Raw genomic sequence first — 17,092 nt, forward strand, 5'->3', positions numbered from 1 at the left:
CTACTATGACTTCTGCGCAAGTGCGCGAATCCTTTATCAAGTTCTTTGAATCCAAGGAACACTTGTTCGTCCGCAGCTCCCCGGTGGTGCCCCACGACGACCCGACTTTGATGTTCACCAACGCTGGTATGAACCAGTTCAAGGCAATCTTCTTGGGTGATAATCCCAAGGGCTGGAAGCGTGCTTGCAACAGCCAGAAGTGCCTCCGCGTTTCCGGTAAGCATAACGACCTTGACGTTGTGGGTCGCGACAACTACCACCACACCTTCTTCGAAATGCTGGGCAACTGGTCCTTCGGCGACTACTACAAGAAGGAAGCTATCGCTTGGGCATGGGAACTCTTGACCGAAGTCTGGAAGCTCCCCAAGGAACGCCTTTTTGCAACCGTCTATCAGGACGATGACGAAGCTTGGCAGATCTGGAAGGACGTTTCCGGTCTTCCCGATGACCGCATCATGCGCTTCGACGCTCATTCCAACTTCTGGGAAATGGGCGATACCGGTCCTTGCGGCCCCTGCTCCGAAATTCATTACGACCGCGGCGACCTGGCTACCCAGGCTGAAACCTTCAAGGACCCGATTTTGGGCGTGAACGGCGAAAACGACCGCTACATCGAAATCTGGAACAATGTGTTCATGCAGTACGAACGCATTAGCGACGGCTCCCTCATTCCGCTGAAGGCAAAGAACGTGGATACCGGTATGGGTTTCGAACGTATCTGCGCCATCCTTCAGGGCAAGCGTAGCAACTACGACACCGACGTGTTCACCCCGATTATTTCCAAGGTTGCTGAACTTTCCGGTGTTCCTTACACCGACGACGAAAACGGTACTCCTCACCGCGTGATCGCAGACCACATCCGCGCAGTTTCCTTCGCTATTGCCGACGGCGCTCTCCCGTCTAACGAAGGCCGTGGCTACGTGCTCCGCCGCATTCTCCGCCGTGCAAGCCGCTTTGCTCGCCTCCTCGGCCAGAAGGAAGCCTTCATTTACAAGCTGGTCCAGGTTCTTGCTGATACCATGGGCGAAGCATTCCCCGAAATCCGTCAGCGTCAGGCTTTCGTTACCGAAGTCATCAAGAGTGAAGAAGACCGCTTCATCAAGACTCTGGACGCAGGTCTCGAACGTTTCGAAGCCATCGTTGCTGAAATGGGTTCCGCAAAGGTTGTGCCGGGCGACAAGGTCTTCGTGCTTTACGATACCTACGGTTTCCCGCCGGACCTCACTGGCATCCTCGCCGAAGAAAAGGGCCTCACCATCGATGAAGCCGGCTTCGAAAAGTGCATGGAAGAACAGAAGGAACGTGCCCGCGCCAACATGAAGCAGGGCATCAATACCATGGGTACCGAAGGCTGGACCCAGTACTCCGAAGCTTCTACCAACTTCGTTGGTTACGAACTGTCCGCTTGCGAAACTAAGGTTGTCCGCTACCGCGAAGACAAGGGCGTTCTTTCCATCGTTCTTGAAACTTCCCCGTTCTATGCCGAAATGGGTGGCCAGGTTGGCGACAAGGGTATGCTGGTTTCCAAGGATCTTGAAATCGCCGTGTTCGACACCGTGAAGGTGAACGACACCGCTCTCTGCCGCGGTAAGGTGGTGAAGGGTGAAGCCAACGAACAGACCATGGGTGGCGTGTTCATGGCAACCGTCGATGACGAACGTCGCATGGACATCCGTCGCAACCATTCCGCTACTCACTTGGTTCAGGCCGCTCTCCGCGAAGTGCTGGGCACTCACGTACAGCAGCAGGGTAGCTTGGTGACTCCGGATTCCCTCCGCTTTGACTTTACTCACTTCAATGGCATGACTGCTGAAGAAATTCAGAAGGTCGAAGACATCGTGAACGCAAAGATCATGGAATGCCTGCCGGTCCACACCGACGTCATGGGCGTTGACGAAGCCAAGGCTTCTGGCGCTATGGCTCTCTTCGGCGAAAAGTATGGCGATACCGTACGCGTTGTGAAGATGGGTGCCGCTGGCGAAGAATTCTCCAAGGAACTTTGCGGTGGCTTGCATGTTGTGAATTCCGGTAACATCGGTATGGTGAAGATCGTTTCTGAATCCAGCGTTTCTGCCGGTGTCCGCCGTATCGAAGCCGTCACTGGCCGCGGTGCCATGGCAATGCTTCGTGCAGGTGCCCAGATTGTGAACGCTCTCCGCGACCGTCTCCGTTGCAAGGATGCCGAAGTCCTGGATCGTATCCAGCAGTCCTTCGAAAAGACCCAGTCTCTTGAAAAGGCTCTCCAGTCCGTGAAGCTGGAACTGGCTACCATGATTGCTGGCGACGTTCTGAACGGCGGTCTGGACGTTATGGGTGTCATGCTCTACATTCGCGAGTTTGATATGCCGGAAGATAAGTACAAGGAACTCCTGGACGGTATCCAGAACAAGCTGGACAAGGGCGCTGTAGCTGTCATTGCGAACAAGGTAAATGGCGCTGGCTCCATCGCAGTGATCGTTGGCAAGGACGTTCAGGCCAAGGGCATCAAGGCAGGCGACATGGTTCGCGACCTGGCTGCTGCATGTAACGGTAAGGGCGGTGGCCGTCCGGACCGCGCACAGGCCGGTACTCGCGAACCCGAAAAGATTAGCGCTGCTATCAAGGACGCTAACAACTGGATCCGTGCTAAACTGACCGCTTAGCCCAAAATTCAAAAAAGAACCTACGACTGGGCTTCGCTCTCGCCACCACGACTCATTAATATGAGTCGCTTGTGGCTCACAAAGCTCGGTTAACTAGGCTCCAGGAACGAGGTCTGAGGCTCGAATACTCCTCGGAAAAACAAGGTCTCCGCAACTCAGCGGGGACCTGTTTTTCTATAATAAACTAACAAGTATGAATTCCGCTTTTTCCGATGAAAACATTATTGCCGAGGCCATCAGGCTTGTAGAGGATGGGGTGAGCGTAACTTTCCCTGTGAATGGCCGTAGCATGCTTCCCTTTATTGTGGGGGGCAAGGAAAGTGTGATTCTCGTAAAACCGACCGATATAAAGGTTGGACACATTGTGCTTGCGTGGGTGGATAATAAGCGATACGTGGTTCATCGGGTGTCCAAAATTGTGGACGAAAATGTGTTCCTGATGGGCGATGGCAACCTTGCCTTTGGGGAACGCTGCAAAATGTCAGACGTAAAGGCCTTGGCCACTCATGTGGTGAACTCCGACGGAAAAAGCCGAAACCTTTATTCAAAACCCCGCAAGATAGGCTCTCGGGCGTGGATCTTTCTTCGCCCTATTAGAAAGTATTTACTTTTTATCTATAGAGTTTTTCACAGGAATTGATTTATGAAATTGAAAAGCGGTTATGTACTGCGTGATGTTTGTGGAGAACAGGTGATTATGGGGGAGGGCCTTGGTGCTCTCAACTTTGGCCGTTTGCTTTGTTTGAACGAGACTGCTGCGTGGCTCTGGCAGCGTGCAGCTGAACAGGGTGACTTTTCTGTTGACAGCTTAAGCGAAGCCCTGTGCCAGGAATACAACGTTTCTCTGGAGCAGGCAAAAACTGATGTCGCCGCCATTGTTGGCGAGTGGCAGAAGGTCGGTGTGATTGAATGAAATATCTAGCTTGGCTATGGCATAACACTTCGGGAATCCGAGGCAATATTGTGGTGCGCGTCCTTGTGGGCGTCGTACGAGTTGTCCTTGGCTTGTATGTAGTGTGGCTTAGCAAGCAGTTCATTGATGATACCATTCGCTCGGGTTCGGACGCAGACGTAATTCGCATGGCGGTCCTTTTGCTGGCTACTGTTCTTGGCGGTGTTATCTTGCGCCAGATTTATTCCTATATGACCACGTCTGCGACGATTCGCAAGGAGAATGAAGTCCGCCTACGAATGTTCGGCAGTTTATTCAAACGAAATCTTTTTGGTGAAAAAGTCCTTTTGTCTGGCGATGTGACGTCCCGCATGTCCAAAGATGTGGAACAAGTTTGCGGTGTAACTGCGGAATCTATTCCCCAGGTAATTGTAACTTGCTGCCAGTTTGTTGGCGCCTTCCTGATGCTCCGTTTTTTTGATGTGCGTCTTGCCTGGGCTCTGATTTTGATGACGGTGGCTTTTGCGTTCTTCGGAAAGCTCATTGCCAGAAAGCTCCGCAATATGACATCTGAAATTCGCAAGAAGGAAAGTGAGATCCAGATGCATGTGCAGGAAACGGTGGAGCATAACGCTGTGCTCCGTTCCCTTTCCAGCGAAAACTGGATGAGCTCAGAATTGAATTCCAAACAAAGCGATTTGAAAAGCCGCGTGCTGCATCGCGCCCGCTTTACGGTAACGGCACGTCTCTTTATTGGTTCTGCTTTTAGCTTGGGTTATATGCTAGCTTTCGTGTGGGGCGGTATCGGCCTTCGTAGCGGTGCCATTACTTTCGGCGTCATGACTTCTTTCCTGCAGTTAGTGATGCAGGTGCAACAGCCTATCTTGAATTTGCTGACCGAAGCACCTCGCATAATTCATGCGACGGCAAGCATTGATCGATTGGAAGAACTTGCGGACGTTGGAACCTCCGCAGAAAATTCCGCAGACACGACAGCAGACGCTTCCGCGGACGTCGCCGCAACCTCCAACGCGTCGGGCATCAGTGTCAAAGATCTCACCTTCCGTTACGCCGACAGCGAAAACAACGTCCTTGATCATTTCAGTTATGATTTTAAGCCGGGTTCCCGTACAGCGGTGATGGGTGAGACTGGCAGTGGCAAGACCACATTGTTCCGCCTGATGCTAGGCCTTGTAAGACCTGCGTCCGGCTCTGTTTCCGAAAATCTCAACAAGAACGATTTTGTTTTTGTGCCTCAGGGAAACACTTTGCTTAGCGGCTCCGTCCGTTTTAATCTGCAAGTTGCAAAGCCCGACGCCTCCGACGAAGAACTGAAAAAAGTTCTCCATACGGCCTGTGCCGATTTCGTAAACGAACTTCCCAATGGAATTGATTCTGTTCTTGGTGAGCGTGGCTGCGGTCTAAGCGAAGGTCAGGCTCAGCGTATTGCCATTGCCCGCGGCTTGCTCCGCCCGGGTAACATTCTGCTGTTGGATGAAATCAGTGCTTCTTTGGATGAACAGACTGAACACGAACTTTTCCGTAGAATTTTCGAAGCCTATCCTCAAAAGACTATGATCTTTATTACCCATCGCAAGGCTGTCTGTGAACTCTGCGACGATGTGATTCATCTTTCCTAGTAGAATCGGTGGGCGACAGCTCACCTTTCTTTTTCTTGAGATAAATCCAATCCGTTGATTTCTTTTTCCAACAACGTGGCTTTTTCAAGGATTTGCTGCGCAAGTGCTGCGGTCTCTGCGGAGTCGGGATTGATGACGCGGTGGTTTGCGGTCTTCATGAATTTTTCAACCCGTTTCATGTTGGCAATAGTAGTTTCGCTGCAGTAGGCGTTACACATTTTTTCAAAGATGTAGTCTTCAGCAACTTTGGAAAGGTGAGTCATGTCCTCGGCGTAGAAACGGTAGTCACGTAATTCGTCCATAACGATTTCGTAACTGGGGAAGTAAGTGACGTCGGCGCAGCCTATGTTTGCGGATGAAACTTTGTTTACGGAAGATGCATCGTTTGCGAATTCTTGACAAACTTTATCAACGGCAAGGTGCAGCGTAGACTTGGACAAATTGTTTCCGTGGGCTCCGTCGTTTAGATGGCGAATCGGTGAAACGGTGAAAACAATTTTTACGTCATCCTGAGCGAAGCGAAAGATCCACTTACACGTTCTCTTCAACGCCTCTGCGGCTTCCTCCACAGAAATTAACCTACGTTCAAAAAAATCTGCGGGTTCCTTATGGCAATTGGCCACGGCCTTTCCCGATTCCTTCAAGAAGTAAACGAATGCCGTTCCTAAGGTAATAAAGACAACGTCAGTTTTCTTTAAAAAGTCTCGGGTCTCCGCGACAACTTCTTGCAATTCTGCTTCAGAGAAATTTCCTTGATAATCCCAGCGACACCAGGTCTCGGTACTGTCCCCATTTCCCCCAGCGATTTTCTTGAAGAAATTTTCAATGGACAGCGGGTTGTACAAAACACCCAGGGGGTTCACCAAAGTATGAAACTTTCGTTCCGTAAAACGTTTGGAAATGTTGTCTGCAAAGCAGGATCCTATAAAAACCAGATTGGATTTGTAATCAATCTTAAAATTTGATTCAGAAAGCGTAACTTTGGTCGAAAAATCCATACATTTAAATGTAATTATTTGTAGGAATGTTCAAAACATTTGCCTATATTTCTTTATGGATTAGGGAAAGGATGGACTATATGAAATTTGGGTGCGCCAAAAACGCTGTCTCTGCGTTGACGATTTTTGCGACGGTTTTGACCCCGGCTTTTGCTGCCGATTGGTATGCCAAGGAAACCCAGTGGGCCGGCCATGATCCGGATATTATCCGTTATGAAGATGGTTATGCCTTGATGACCACGGACAATCATCTTTTGATGCAAACTTCGGAAGATGCTTTGAACTGGAAGAAGGGTGAGCCAGCTATGCCCACCTTTGAAAAATGGCTTTTCAATTACGCTCCCAATATGATTGATATTTGGGCTCCCGATATTCATTATATTGGTGGCGAATATCGCGTGTATTATTGCGGCTCTGAAATGGGAATTCGTTCCTCTGGAATGGGCTTTATGTCCAGTAAGGAAATCGACCCGACGAAACCTGGTTACGGTTGGACGGATCAGGGTGAAGTGATTCATACTGTCAAGACCGATGCTTATAATGCCATCGATGCTGCAGTCTATCAGGACTTGCAAGGTAAGGTTTGGATGGCCTTCGGCTCTTGGGGCACGGGCATTCACATTATTGAACTTGACGAAAAAACAGGTAAGCCGGTTAAGGGCGCTGAACAAATTAATATCGCCAATCGCGGTGGTTCCGGTGTGGAAGGTGCCAGCGTCATTGAACATAATGGCAAGTACTTCCTTTTTACTGCATGGGATAATTGCTGCAAGACTGGAGCCAACCTCGAAGGCAATTCCTATAAGACCGTCGTGAATCGAGCTAACGCCATTACGGGTCCGTATTTGGACCGTACTGGAAAAGAAGCTCTGAAGGGTGGTGGAACAATCCTCCTCCAGCGTTATGGTCGTTATTATGGTCCTGCCGGTGGCGAAGCCTTTGAAGATGTCAATCGCCTTCGTTTTGTGAACCATTATTACGATAAGAATGATACCGGTCGTGCAAAGATCCAGGTTCGCGATATTGTTTTTACTGAAGACAATTGGCCGGAACTGGGCCAGCCCTTTGTGGGTCGCTATTTGAGTGCCGAAGCGGAACATGGTATCTTGAGTAATGTTGAAATCACCGAAGGTGAAAAAGCTTCCAATGGTGAATATGTTAGTTACATCAATTATGCGGACAGTCGCATTCGTTTGCCTATGATTATTCCGCAGGCTGGTGACTACCTGATCCGTTACCGCTATGCCAATGATTGGACCGATGAGGGTTCTCACTTTGTTGACATTAATGGTGTAACTCGCGAAGTCAAGTTGCCTATTACGGGAGCCTGGGGCGAATTCCCGGAAAAGTCTATTGTCTATATTCCGGCAAAATTAAAACGTGGTAGCAACTACGTGGAAATTACAAAGGGCAAGAGCTATGGTGAATTGGATCGCTTGGATTTCCTTCGCATTATCCGTGACACCATTCCTGCAAATGGTTTTGACAATGGTATTCGTATTCGTTTGGATGAAAAGGATCAAATGATCATCAAGGATGGCGGCTACGCCATTTACGAAAACGTCATTACTGATTCCATTGTAGGTTCTTCTGTTCACGTGCAGATGAAAAACTGCGCAGGCGGTACACTATCTCTTCGCAAGGATGGAAAGAAGGGTGATGAAATTTCCAAGTGCTCAATCCCTGCAACGTGCGGCGACACTAAGTGGGTGGATGTGAAGTGCTCTGATCTTCCAAAGCTTTCTGGAGTTCAGGATTTCTATTTGACTGCTAGCGGCGTTAGCGGAGAACTTCTCGTGGGAAACATCAAGTTCTCTATGGCGGATTCTACGGAAAATTCCGAATCTGTTGAAAAACGCTCAATTACTCAAATCGCAAATCCAATGCATTACGATGCTGCATCCCGTAAGGTGTATCTGGTTGACACGATGGACTGGATGATTTTTGATTTGAATGGCGTTATGGCTCGTAAGGGCTTTGGCCGTGAAATCAATTTGAATGATTTAAATCACGGAACCTACCTCGTTCGTGCCGGTGGAAGGGTTATTAAGGTCCGTTAATTTGGTTTTAATGGCGTGAAAAGCTAAAATGTACTATATTAAACCTGTACTTTTAGCTTTTAAGGCGTGTTATGAAAATCGGAAAGACTGAAGCTCGTTTGAATGCAGAAATCGAAAAACGCGGTGCATTGTTCGCCGTGCTTCTCGATCCGGATACTTCTGATGACGAAGCTCTTTTGAAGTCTGGTGTTTTGGCTCAGGAAAATGGCGCTGACTTGATTCTTGTTGGTGGTTCCTTCATGGGAAACTTCAACTTGCCTCGTCAGGTTGCTGCTCTCAAGGCCCAAGTGGATTTGCCGGTGGTTTTGTTCCCGGGTGGTGCTAGCCAGGTTGTCCCCGGTTTTGACGCCATGCTTTTCATGACCCTCGTTAGTGGCCGCAATCCCAGCTACCTGATTGAAGAACAGGTTCGTGGCGGAGCCCTCGTTCGCGCTCTTAATATGGAAGCTATTCCTACCGCATATCAGTTGATAAATAGCGGTCGTCGTACTACAGTGGAATATGTCAGCAACACTATGCCTATTCCTGCCGACAAACCGAAACTTAGCATGGTTCATTCTATCGCTGCAGAATTGATGGGTATGCGCTACGTTTATCTGGAAGCGGGCAGCGGCGCAGAAAATCCGGTTCCTGTAGAACACATTGCCTATACCCGCAAGGCTACTGAAATGACCATCATTACTGGTGGTGGAATCAAGGATCCTCAGACTGCTGCGATTCGTGTTGCTGCGGGTGCGAATATTATTGTGACAGGCACCCTTTGGGAAAAGGTCCAGGATCCCATCCTCTTGAAGGAATTCGCTGCTGCTATTCATACTAAGGGATAGTTACAGGTTCGTCGCAAAAACTTGTTCGCAAAAGCATAAAAAAAGACCTGCTAAAAAGCAGGTCTTTTTTTGTGGAGTACTAAAACAAATTAGACGTTTTTCTTTTTCCAACGCTTCTTTGCGTCGTAGCCTAGCATAAAGTTGTAGAACTCGTCGGTGTGTGTACTGTTCTGCTTATTGCGTCTGTAGGACACAACAATGTCGCGCTTGAATTCCGTATCTGTGATTTCAAGAAGTTTGACTTTCTTGTGGTCCATTTTTCCCCAAGACACTTCGGGCCAGAAGCATACGCCGATACCGCCAGCTACAGCTTCCTTGATAGCGGTAGAGTTATCGCTTTCAAAAGTGGTCTCGGACTTGAAACCGATTTTTTCGCAAAGTTCGTTACAAATTTTGCGGTACTGCTTGGAACCGTAAAGACGAATGAATTTTTCATCGCCCAGATTAAAGAGAGAAATGGAATCCATCTTCTTGTACTTTGCTGTATTGGGTACGGCGAGGAAAATCTTTTCGGAGCGAACAAAAAGTTCGTCGCTCTTGAAACTGTCGAGCTCCGGTTTGTATGCACTGAATGTCCTAACGCAGAAATCGGAAAGATCCGTTTCTTCGTTTTGGATCATGTCAATATTGATGTGTGGGTGAGTCTGCTTGTATTCAATCACCACGTTGGTAAACAGTGCGGATGCAGCAAGAACATTTAGCTTGATGTTGTTGTTCTGCTGATTTGCGACTTCTTGCAGCCTCTTGGGCAAAGCCATCATTTCGTTATAAATGGGCTGTAGTTGCTCGTAGAAGTACTTGCCGCTTTCTGTAAGCTTAATGTTTCTGCCGGAGGTTTTGAATAGTGAAACTCCTAACTCATCTTCTAGCTTGTGTATGGCTTGGGTGAGAGCGGGCTGTACAATGCAAAGGTTCTTGGCACTTTGCGTTACGTGCTCGTTCTTTGCGACTTCTAGAAAATATTTGAGCTGCGTAAGTTCCATAATTCCAAATATAGGCAAATGTGATGAAATCACAAGGTTTGATAATGATACTTTAAATTTATATAATAATAATAAAATTCGATTAATTACAAAAAATGTAATCACTTTTTCTTATTAATTTGATTAGAAGAAAATATTAGTCAAAAGTGATGAATCCATCTACATTTGGCAACGTATAAATAAGAGCTCTAAAAATTATCACTAAAAACAATCTTAAGGAGATTGATTTATGAAGCTCAAGTTCATCGCTGCTATGGCTTTTTCTGCCTTCGCTGCTTTCACTTTCACCGCTTGCGATAAGGCAAATTCCTGCTCTTACGATGATGCGACAAATACCTTGTCTTGTCAGGAAAAGACTTATAAGACCGTAAAGACCGGTGACAAGGTTTGGATGGCAGAAAATCTGGCCCGCTTCGATTCTGATTCTAGCTTCTGCTATGGCAGCAATCATGACAACTGCGAAAAGTATGGCCGTCTCTATCCTTACGAATCCGCAAACACCATCTGCCCCGATGGTTGGGTTCTTCCTTCCAGGGCGGATTTCGAAGCTGCCGACATGAAGGCTCTTGATGTGAAACTTGGTGGTTACCGCTATGCAAGCAACGGCAAGTTTGCTGGCGAAGGCGAAAGCGCAAATTTCTGGACTGCGGATTCTTTCGATGATGCCCGTGGTACCATGGTCCGTGTCAAGGATGGTGAAGTTTCCTTTGAACACTTCAGCAAGAATATCGCTTACTCTGTACGCTGCATCAAGAAATAATTAAACCCAGGAGTTTTCCCGTGCAATGGTTAATTGATCTTTTTACAGGCTCATCGGTGGCGCAACAAGTGGTGGTTCTTTCCGTCACTGCGGCGCTAGGCCTTATGGTCGGAAAAATCAAGGTGAAGGGAATTAGCCTTGGTGGCGCGGGCGCACTGTTTGTTGGCATTTTGATGGGCCACTTGGGACTTCGCCTGGAACCAAGTGTACTCCACTTTATGCAGGAATTCGGCTTGATCCTGTTTGTGTATACCATTGGTATGCAGGTGGGACCAGGCTTTATTGATTCCATTCGTCGCCATGGCTTGGTGCTTAATATTCTGGCGGTAAGCGTGGTGCTTATGGGCGTTCTTGTAACGCTTTGCTTGTACTTCTTTACGGATATGCATAACAACGTACCCGTGCTCATTGGAATGCTTTGTGGCGCTGTCACAAATACGCCTTCCCTTGGAGCCGCAAATTCAGCCTTTGTCGCGGCCGGGGCGGACACATCCCTGACGGGTATCGGGTACGCTGTTGCATATCCCTTCGGTGTCATCGGAATTATTCTGGTGATGATCTTGATTCGTGTATTCTTCAAGCAGGATCCTGCAAAATCTGCTGAGGAATATACGGCGGAAATTGCAGCGACGCGAAAAGAAATTGTTTCCTGCAGCCTTCTTGTGGAAAACAAGAACCTGTTCGGCGTCGCAGTCAAGGAAATTCCCAATTTAATTTCTAGTGGTGTGGTGATTACCCGACTTCTCCGTGATGAAACAATTATTACTCCGAAGGGTTCTACAAAGATTCATGAGGGTGATAAGATTCATATTGTAGGAATGCCTGAAGCTGTCGCTACCATGGAAAAGGTTATTGGCTCTCGCCTGACAACGCCCATTACTGCCGCCAATAGCGATTTGACCACCAAATCTATTTTGGTTACAAATAAAAAAATGCTTGGCAAAACCATTGAATCTTTGGCTTTTGCAGAACGCTATGGTGTTACCGTTAGCCGTGTGGTTCGCGGTGAGTTTAAGTTTACGGGTCGCCTAGATCTTCGATTGAAGTTTGCAGACAAACTTTTGGTTGTGGGACCTGCGGCTGGTATTGACGCTGTAACCAAGGAACTTGGCGATTCTTTGAAGGCACTAGACCATCCTGAAATCATTCCGGCATTTGTCGGTATCTTCCTAGGCATTATTGTAGGTTCCATCCCTATCGCCATTCCTGGAATGCCTACTCCGCTGAAGCTTGGCCTTGCCGGTGGTCCGCTGGTTATTTCAATCATCCTTTCTCGCAAGCGTAAGATTGGTCCGCTGAACTTCTTTATGGCTGCAAGCGCAAACCTAATGCTTCGTGAACTTGGAATTACTTTATTCTTAACCTGTGTGGGATTGAATGCTGGTATCAAGTTCTTTGATGTTCTTTTGAATGGAGACGGTTTCTACTACATGGGCCTTGCCGCTCTCATTACATTCGTCCCGCTGATGGTTGCTGGCGTCGTGGGCCGTGTAGTCTTTAAGGTAAATTACCTGAGCCTCTGTGGTGCTATTGCGGGCTCTATGACGGATCCTCCGGCTCTCGCTTTTGCCAACGGACTTTCCAATAGCGAAGCGGTGAATGTGGGATACGCTTCTGTATATCCGCTGACAATGTTACTTCGAATTTTAAGTGGCCAGGTTTTGGCGATACTCTTGTACGCTGTGGCTTAGCAAGATTTTTCATGTGCTCCAATCAAAAAGACCCGGCTTCATGCTGGGCCTTTTTTGCTTTAGAAGAAACGCGCGTCCACTATAAAGCGGGATCGCTAGCGTTATTTGCCTCGAATGCCTTGGCACGATCAATGCATGTGGCGCATGTGCCGCAGGGATTTTCTCCGCCCTCGTAACAACTCCAGGTCAGCTCAAAGGGTGCCTTTAGCTCAAGACCGATTTTAACGACTTCAGATTTGCTGACTCCTGTAAAGGGGGCTGCTACGTGAACTTGTTCGTAAGTGCCGATGCCGATGGCGTCGCTCATGGTGCTGACGAATTCTTCACTGCAGTCTGCGTAGGCGTTGCCTGCTGCGTCGTCGGCGTGAGCTCCGAGGAAAATGGTGACATCGTCGTTTTCGTAAATGCTTTGGGCGAGGCTTGCGCAAACGCTAAGCATTAAACCGTTGCGGAAGGGGACGTAAGTGGAAACCTTCCCGCGGCCGTTTTCGGCAATTTGCTGATCGTAGCTTTTGTGGTCAATTTCTTTTGTGGAATTGGCTAGTAGGGAGCAGTTGGAAAACTGCATGATGGATGCTACATCAAACTCGTAATGGGGGAGCCCGTAATAATCCGCAACCGCCTTGGCGCAGTCCAATTCCTTGCGATGTTTTTGTCCGTAAAAGATGGATGCTGTGGCCACGTTTTCCTTGCCAAACTTTTCAACGGCCATTGCCACGCAGACGGTAGAATCCACACCGCCTGAAGAGAGTACGATTGCTTTCTTCATTATGTTCCCTAGTTTTGTTTTTAGACAGGATGGTTTCGAACTGTCTTATTCTAAAAATAGATAAAATTTTCCTGAAATAACATCAATAAAACGCCCATTTTGCTTACGCGCCTTTCCTCTTTGTTCCATAAAAGTGTATTTTTTCAAAAGAAAAGAAACCGTATGGGAATACGGTGTTTTGTTGTCTATTTAGAGGTTTTTGATGAAAAAGCTTGCCATCGCGACTTATGTGCTTCGTGCTCTGGGTTTTATCTTGGTGTTTCTCAGCCTGTTTGGCCATACCTTGATCCTGAATGTTTTCCCGGGTCTCGAAGGTCAGTCCATTAACCCGATCTTCTATTCCGGTATCGTTGTGTACCTGGTTGGTGCGGTTATCTACTTCTTTATCAATAAAAAGGAAAGGGCTGATCGCCGCCGTCGTGAAATTGAGGAAGCTGAGGAACGTGCTTTTGGCGGTCAACGCAATACTTCAGAAGAAAACGACGAACAGGATTCTGATAAGTAATTTGGTGTTTGTATGATTCAGATTGAACATTTGCATAAGACCTACCACAGCGGTTTTCTGATGAAACCCAAGCTTGCATTGAAGGATGTAAGTTTTAATGTGGAACCGGGTCAGGTATATGGTTTTATCGGTCCTAACGGAGCAGGTAAGTCTACTACCATTAAGGTTCTTACCGGTCTTTTGAATTTTGATTCTGGTAAGGTGCTGATTAACGGCATTAGCCCTCGTGATGTAAAGAGCAGAACTTTCCTGGGCTACTCTCCGGAACAACCGTATTTCTACGATTATCTTTCTGGCCGTGAACTTTTGCAGTTCTATGGAAAGCTTGTGGGTCTCGAAGGTAAGGAACTGGATTCTCGCATTCATTGGGCCTTGGAACTTCTTCACGCTGATAAGGATTGGATTGATCGTCGTCTTCGTTCCTACTCCAAGGGTATGATGCAGCGCGTGGGCATTGCTCAGGCTATTCTTGGCAAGCCGAAACTGTTGATCTTGGATGAACCCATGAGTGGTCTTGATCCTATGGGACGTCGTGATGTTCGTGAAGCAATTCAGACATTGAATCGCGACGGTGTGACTATTTTCTATTCCAGCCACTTGCTGAGTGACGTGGAAAGCATTAGCCATAAGGTTGCCATGATTGTTGATGGCAAGATTGTCCGCGAAGGTACCGTGGATGAAATTACGGAATCCTGCGGTGTGGAATACCATGTCCGTACTCGTCAAGCAATTCTTGCTGCGGACCTTCCGGAAGGAGTGACTCCCGCAGGTCATCCTCAGGAATGCGTTTGTGCTGATGATGCTGCCCGCGATCGTCTTCTCAGTTTCTGCCTGTCTCATGGCGTTGCTGTAGAAAAGATGGACCACAAGCGTCCCAGCCTTGAAGATATTTTGACAGAGGAGATTGCCCGTGCCGACGCTTAAGCATATTGGCATTATTGCCCTCAATACTTTCCGTGAATCTATCCGTGATAAGATTCTCTATAACATCGTATTCCTGGCTATCGCTCTCACCTTGTTCAGCATTGTTCTTGGTGAATGGTCTGTGTTTGATCGCGCCTACGTCATCAAATCCACCACCCTTTCAGTGATGAGCCTGTCTGGTTTGCTGATTTCCATTTTTGTGGGCATTAGCCTTGTACAAAAGGAAATTCAACGTAGAACTGTTTTGACCTTGCTCTCCAAGCCTATTAGCCGCGCCACATTCATTGTTGGAAAGTACTTGGGCTTGCTTGCCGTGGTCGCTGTGCATCTTGCTATTCTCACTTGCATCTACTACCTGATGCTTGCGGTTACTGGTGCTGATCCTACGCTTAGCTTGCTTACGGCGATTTACCTGATTTTCTGCGAAATGGCTGTGGTGATTGCAGTGGCGCTTTTGTTCAGCAGCTTTAGCAGCACGGTTCTTAGTGCTTTGTTCACCTTAGGCGTCTACTTTGCAGGTCACCTGAGCAACCAGCTTTTGGAACAGGTTCGTTTTGCAAGCCGCATGGGCGAAATGAACGAAACTTCCAGTGCAATTTTTGAAAAGGCAGCCGTGGTTATTCATGCAATTTTCCCGGGCCTTTATCGATTTAACGTAACCAACTATGTGGTTCATGGAGTCGCTCTTCCGGACATGTATTTGTTCTGGAATACTGTTTACGCCTTGGGCTATGTGGGTGTGTTTTTGGCCATCGCAAGTTGGTGGTTTAGCCGGAGGGATTTCCTATGAGAAACCAGTATATGGCAAAGGTCCTTGTTCACAATAAGGTTGTGACTGAAGACCAGATTAAGACCTATTGGGGTCAGGTAACAGATACAAAGGATATTGGTCAGGTCTTGGTGGATGCAGGTGTTATCCCGCCGCCAATGTACGTTAAGGTTCTTGCTTTTGTCAAGAATCTTGAGGCAAAAGCCGCAGCCGAAGCTCCTGCTGCCCCTGCTGTAAAGCCGGCCGCTCCCGCTGCTGCTCCTGCTCCCGCCGCACCTGCCGCAAAACCCGCATTTACCGCTGCCTCATCCAGCGCAAGTTCCTCCAGTTCTTCAGATTCCGAGGGTGGCTTGCAGATCGAAGGCAACAATCCCTATGGTGAAATTTCTACCGCTAATATGGATGTTGAGGCGGTCGCAGGTTTGGAAGCTACCAGCATCAGCACTTTCCAGGTGAAGAGCGATTCTGATGAAGAAGATCTTGCTGCAGAAAGCGACGAATTGCCGTCTCGCTTTGCTATTGCAACTGGTGAAGGTACTCCCATCGAGGCTCCGGAAACTCTCCGCCCCATGACGACTTTGCCGCAGATTATTGCTTTTGCTCGCAAGTTTAACGCAACAGACATCTATCTGTTTGCGGACCGCCCCATTGTCATGCGACAATCGGGCGCCCTGTTCGAAGCTTCCGAACAGCCTCTGGATTTGTCCCGCTTGAATGAACGTCTGGACGAAGCCTCCAAGGGTTTCTCCGATGGCTACAAGATTGTGGTCGGTCAGAACTTCAGCAAGACTATCGGCCTGAAGGGTGCTGGCCGCGCACGCATCACCGTGACCTGGAACGGAACCACGCCCAGCATTTCTCTGCGCGTGATTCCGTCTGAATCCACCACACTTGAAAATCTTTACTTGCCCGCATTCTGCGCCCAGTTCGCAGAATTGAACTGTGGCCTTGTGCTTATTGCTGGTCCTGCCGCAAGCGGCCGTTCTACGACTATGACCACCTTCGCAGAAACTATTGCTGCAAATCGTGACGTCTATATTCAGACGGTGGAAAAGCCTATTGAACGTCTTTTGCAGAATGCCCGTGGCGCTATCGCCCAGCGAGAAGTCGGTTTGCAGGTACGCTCTGGAATTGAAGGTGTTGATCTTGCAATGAAGAGCGGCGCAGACGTTATCCTCTTTGACCATCTGGAAAATACAGACGAACTTTATGCCTTGCTCCAGGCTGCAAATGCTGGCGCATTGGTGTTCGCTGTAACCGCAGGCAACAACGTTCATTCTCTGCTTTCCCGCTTGCTCAGTTCCGTTCCGGAACAGAATCGTACGGCTCTTGCAAACGCCTTGGCTGACCAGCTGAAGGGTGTGATTGTTCAGCACTTGATTCCCATTGTGCAGAACCAGGGCCAGATTCTTGCTGTGGAAGCAATGAAGATGACGTCTCCCATGGCCAACCTCCTTCGCCGTGGTGAAATCGCCCAGCTTGTTGCTGCAATCAACAGCTTGAAGGATCAGGGTGTTTCCTTGGATGATTCCTTGCAGAAGTGCGTGGAATCTGGTTACATCGAAGGTAATGAAGCTTGGAAGCGTGCAAACGACGCACGTCGTTTTGCGGCATATCGTTCTGCTAACTAAA

15 protein-coding genes are annotated in these 17,092 nt (G+C 48.2%); 12 read left to right on the top strand and 3 right to left on the bottom strand.

The window, feature by feature from the left end:
* Nucleotides 1-5 precede the first annotated feature (5 nt).
* The 4 genes from alaS (at nt 6) to MJZ25_04205 (ending at nt 5,174) form a co-directional block, all read left to right on the top strand.
* Entirely contained in the window at nt 6-2,642 is a 2,637-nt protein-coding gene (gene alaS, locus MJZ25_04190) for an alanine--tRNA ligase (protein MCQ2123365.1), read from the top strand.
* Nucleotides 2,643-2,835: 193 nt separating this feature from the next.
* Nucleotides 2,836-3,282, top strand: coding sequence for a S24/S26 family peptidase (locus MJZ25_04195; protein MCQ2123366.1), 447 nt, complete (start codon nt 2,836-2,838; stop codon nt 3,280-3,282).
* 3 nt (nt 3,283-3,285) lie between these two features.
* Nucleotides 3,286-3,555, top strand: coding sequence for a PqqD family protein (locus MJZ25_04200; protein MCQ2123367.1), 270 nt, complete (start codon nt 3,286-3,288; stop codon nt 3,553-3,555).
* Nucleotides 3,552-5,174 (top strand): ABC transporter ATP-binding protein/permease, encoded by a 1,623-nt coding sequence (locus tag MJZ25_04205; protein MCQ2123368.1) that lies wholly within the window; start codon nt 3,552-3,554, stop codon nt 5,172-5,174. The genes MJZ25_04200 and MJZ25_04205 overlap by 4 nt, the downstream gene beginning before the upstream one ends.
* A gap of 20 nt (nt 5,175-5,194) precedes the next feature.
* Here the strand turns inward: MJZ25_04205 and MJZ25_04210 are convergent, their stop codons facing one another.
* Nucleotides 5,195-6,172: a GSCFA domain-containing protein gene (locus MJZ25_04210; GenBank protein ID MCQ2123369.1), complete on the bottom strand. Its 978-nt coding sequence runs from the start codon at nt 6,170-6,172 to the stop codon at nt 5,195-5,197.
* Nucleotides 6,173-6,252: 80 nt separating this feature from the next.
* Here MJZ25_04210 and MJZ25_04215 point away from each other — a divergent pair, with 80 nt between their 5' ends.
* Both MJZ25_04215 and MJZ25_04220 read left to right on the top strand, forming a co-directional pair.
* The gene (locus MJZ25_04215) at nt 6,253-8,232 is read left to right on the top strand and encodes a family 43 glycosylhydrolase (protein ID MCQ2123370.1); all 1,980 of its coding nucleotides are present in this window, start codon (nt 6,253-6,255) and stop codon (nt 8,230-8,232) included.
* A gap of 71 nt (nt 8,233-8,303) precedes the next feature.
* Nucleotides 8,304-9,059, top strand: a complete 756-nt coding sequence (locus MJZ25_04220; protein ID MCQ2123371.1) for a geranylgeranylglyceryl/heptaprenylglyceryl phosphate synthase — start codon at nt 8,304-8,306, stop codon at nt 9,057-9,059.
* Between the two features lie 89 nt (nt 9,060-9,148).
* Here the strand turns inward: MJZ25_04220 and MJZ25_04225 are convergent, their stop codons facing one another.
* Entirely contained in the window at nt 9,149-10,042 is an 894-nt protein-coding gene (locus MJZ25_04225; protein ID MCQ2123372.1) for a LysR family transcriptional regulator, read from the bottom strand.
* A 229-nt stretch (nt 10,043-10,271) separates the two neighbouring features.
* Here MJZ25_04225 and MJZ25_04230 point away from each other — a divergent pair, with 229 nt between their 5' ends.
* Both MJZ25_04230 and MJZ25_04235 read left to right on the top strand, forming a co-directional pair.
* A complete protein-coding gene (locus tag MJZ25_04230) occupies nt 10,272-10,802 on the top strand; it encodes a hypothetical protein (protein ID MCQ2123373.1) in 531 nt (176 codons plus the stop codon).
* 20 nt (nt 10,803-10,822) lie between these two features.
* Nucleotides 10,823-12,493 (top strand): putative transporter, encoded by a 1,671-nt coding sequence (locus tag MJZ25_04235; protein ID MCQ2123374.1) that lies wholly within the window; start codon nt 10,823-10,825, stop codon nt 12,491-12,493.
* A gap of 79 nt (nt 12,494-12,572) precedes the next feature.
* Here the strand turns inward: MJZ25_04235 and queC are convergent, their stop codons facing one another.
* The gene (gene queC, locus MJZ25_04240) at nt 12,573-13,262 is read right to left on the bottom strand and encodes a 7-cyano-7-deazaguanine synthase QueC (GenBank protein MCQ2123375.1); all 690 of its coding nucleotides are present in this window, start codon (nt 13,260-13,262) and stop codon (nt 12,573-12,575) included.
* Between the two features lie 202 nt (nt 13,263-13,464).
* Here queC and MJZ25_04245 point away from each other — a divergent pair, with 202 nt between their 5' ends.
* From MJZ25_04245 to tadA, 4 genes are read left to right on the top strand one after another with little or no spacing between them, the layout of a single operon-like run.
* The gene (locus MJZ25_04245) at nt 13,465-13,767 is read left to right on the top strand and encodes a hypothetical protein (GenBank protein MCQ2123376.1); all 303 of its coding nucleotides are present in this window, start codon (nt 13,465-13,467) and stop codon (nt 13,765-13,767) included.
* Nucleotides 13,768-13,779: 12 nt separating this feature from the next.
* A complete protein-coding gene (locus tag MJZ25_04250) occupies nt 13,780-14,691 on the top strand; it encodes an ABC transporter ATP-binding protein (protein MCQ2123377.1) in 912 nt (303 codons plus the stop codon).
* The gene (locus MJZ25_04255) at nt 14,678-15,481 is read left to right on the top strand and encodes an ABC transporter permease (protein MCQ2123378.1); all 804 of its coding nucleotides are present in this window, start codon (nt 14,678-14,680) and stop codon (nt 15,479-15,481) included. The genes MJZ25_04250 and MJZ25_04255 overlap by 14 nt, the downstream gene beginning before the upstream one ends.
* Nucleotides 15,478-17,091: a Flp pilus assembly complex ATPase component TadA gene (tadA, locus tag MJZ25_04260; GenBank protein ID MCQ2123379.1), complete on the top strand. Its 1,614-nt coding sequence runs from the start codon at nt 15,478-15,480 to the stop codon at nt 17,089-17,091. The genes MJZ25_04255 and tadA overlap by 4 nt, the downstream gene beginning before the upstream one ends.
* Nucleotide 17,092 lies beyond the last annotated feature (1 nt).

The sequence above is a fragment of the Fibrobacter sp. genome, assembly GCA_024399065.1.
Taxonomy (GTDB): Bacteria; Fibrobacterota; Fibrobacteria; order Fibrobacterales; family Fibrobacteraceae; genus Fibrobacter.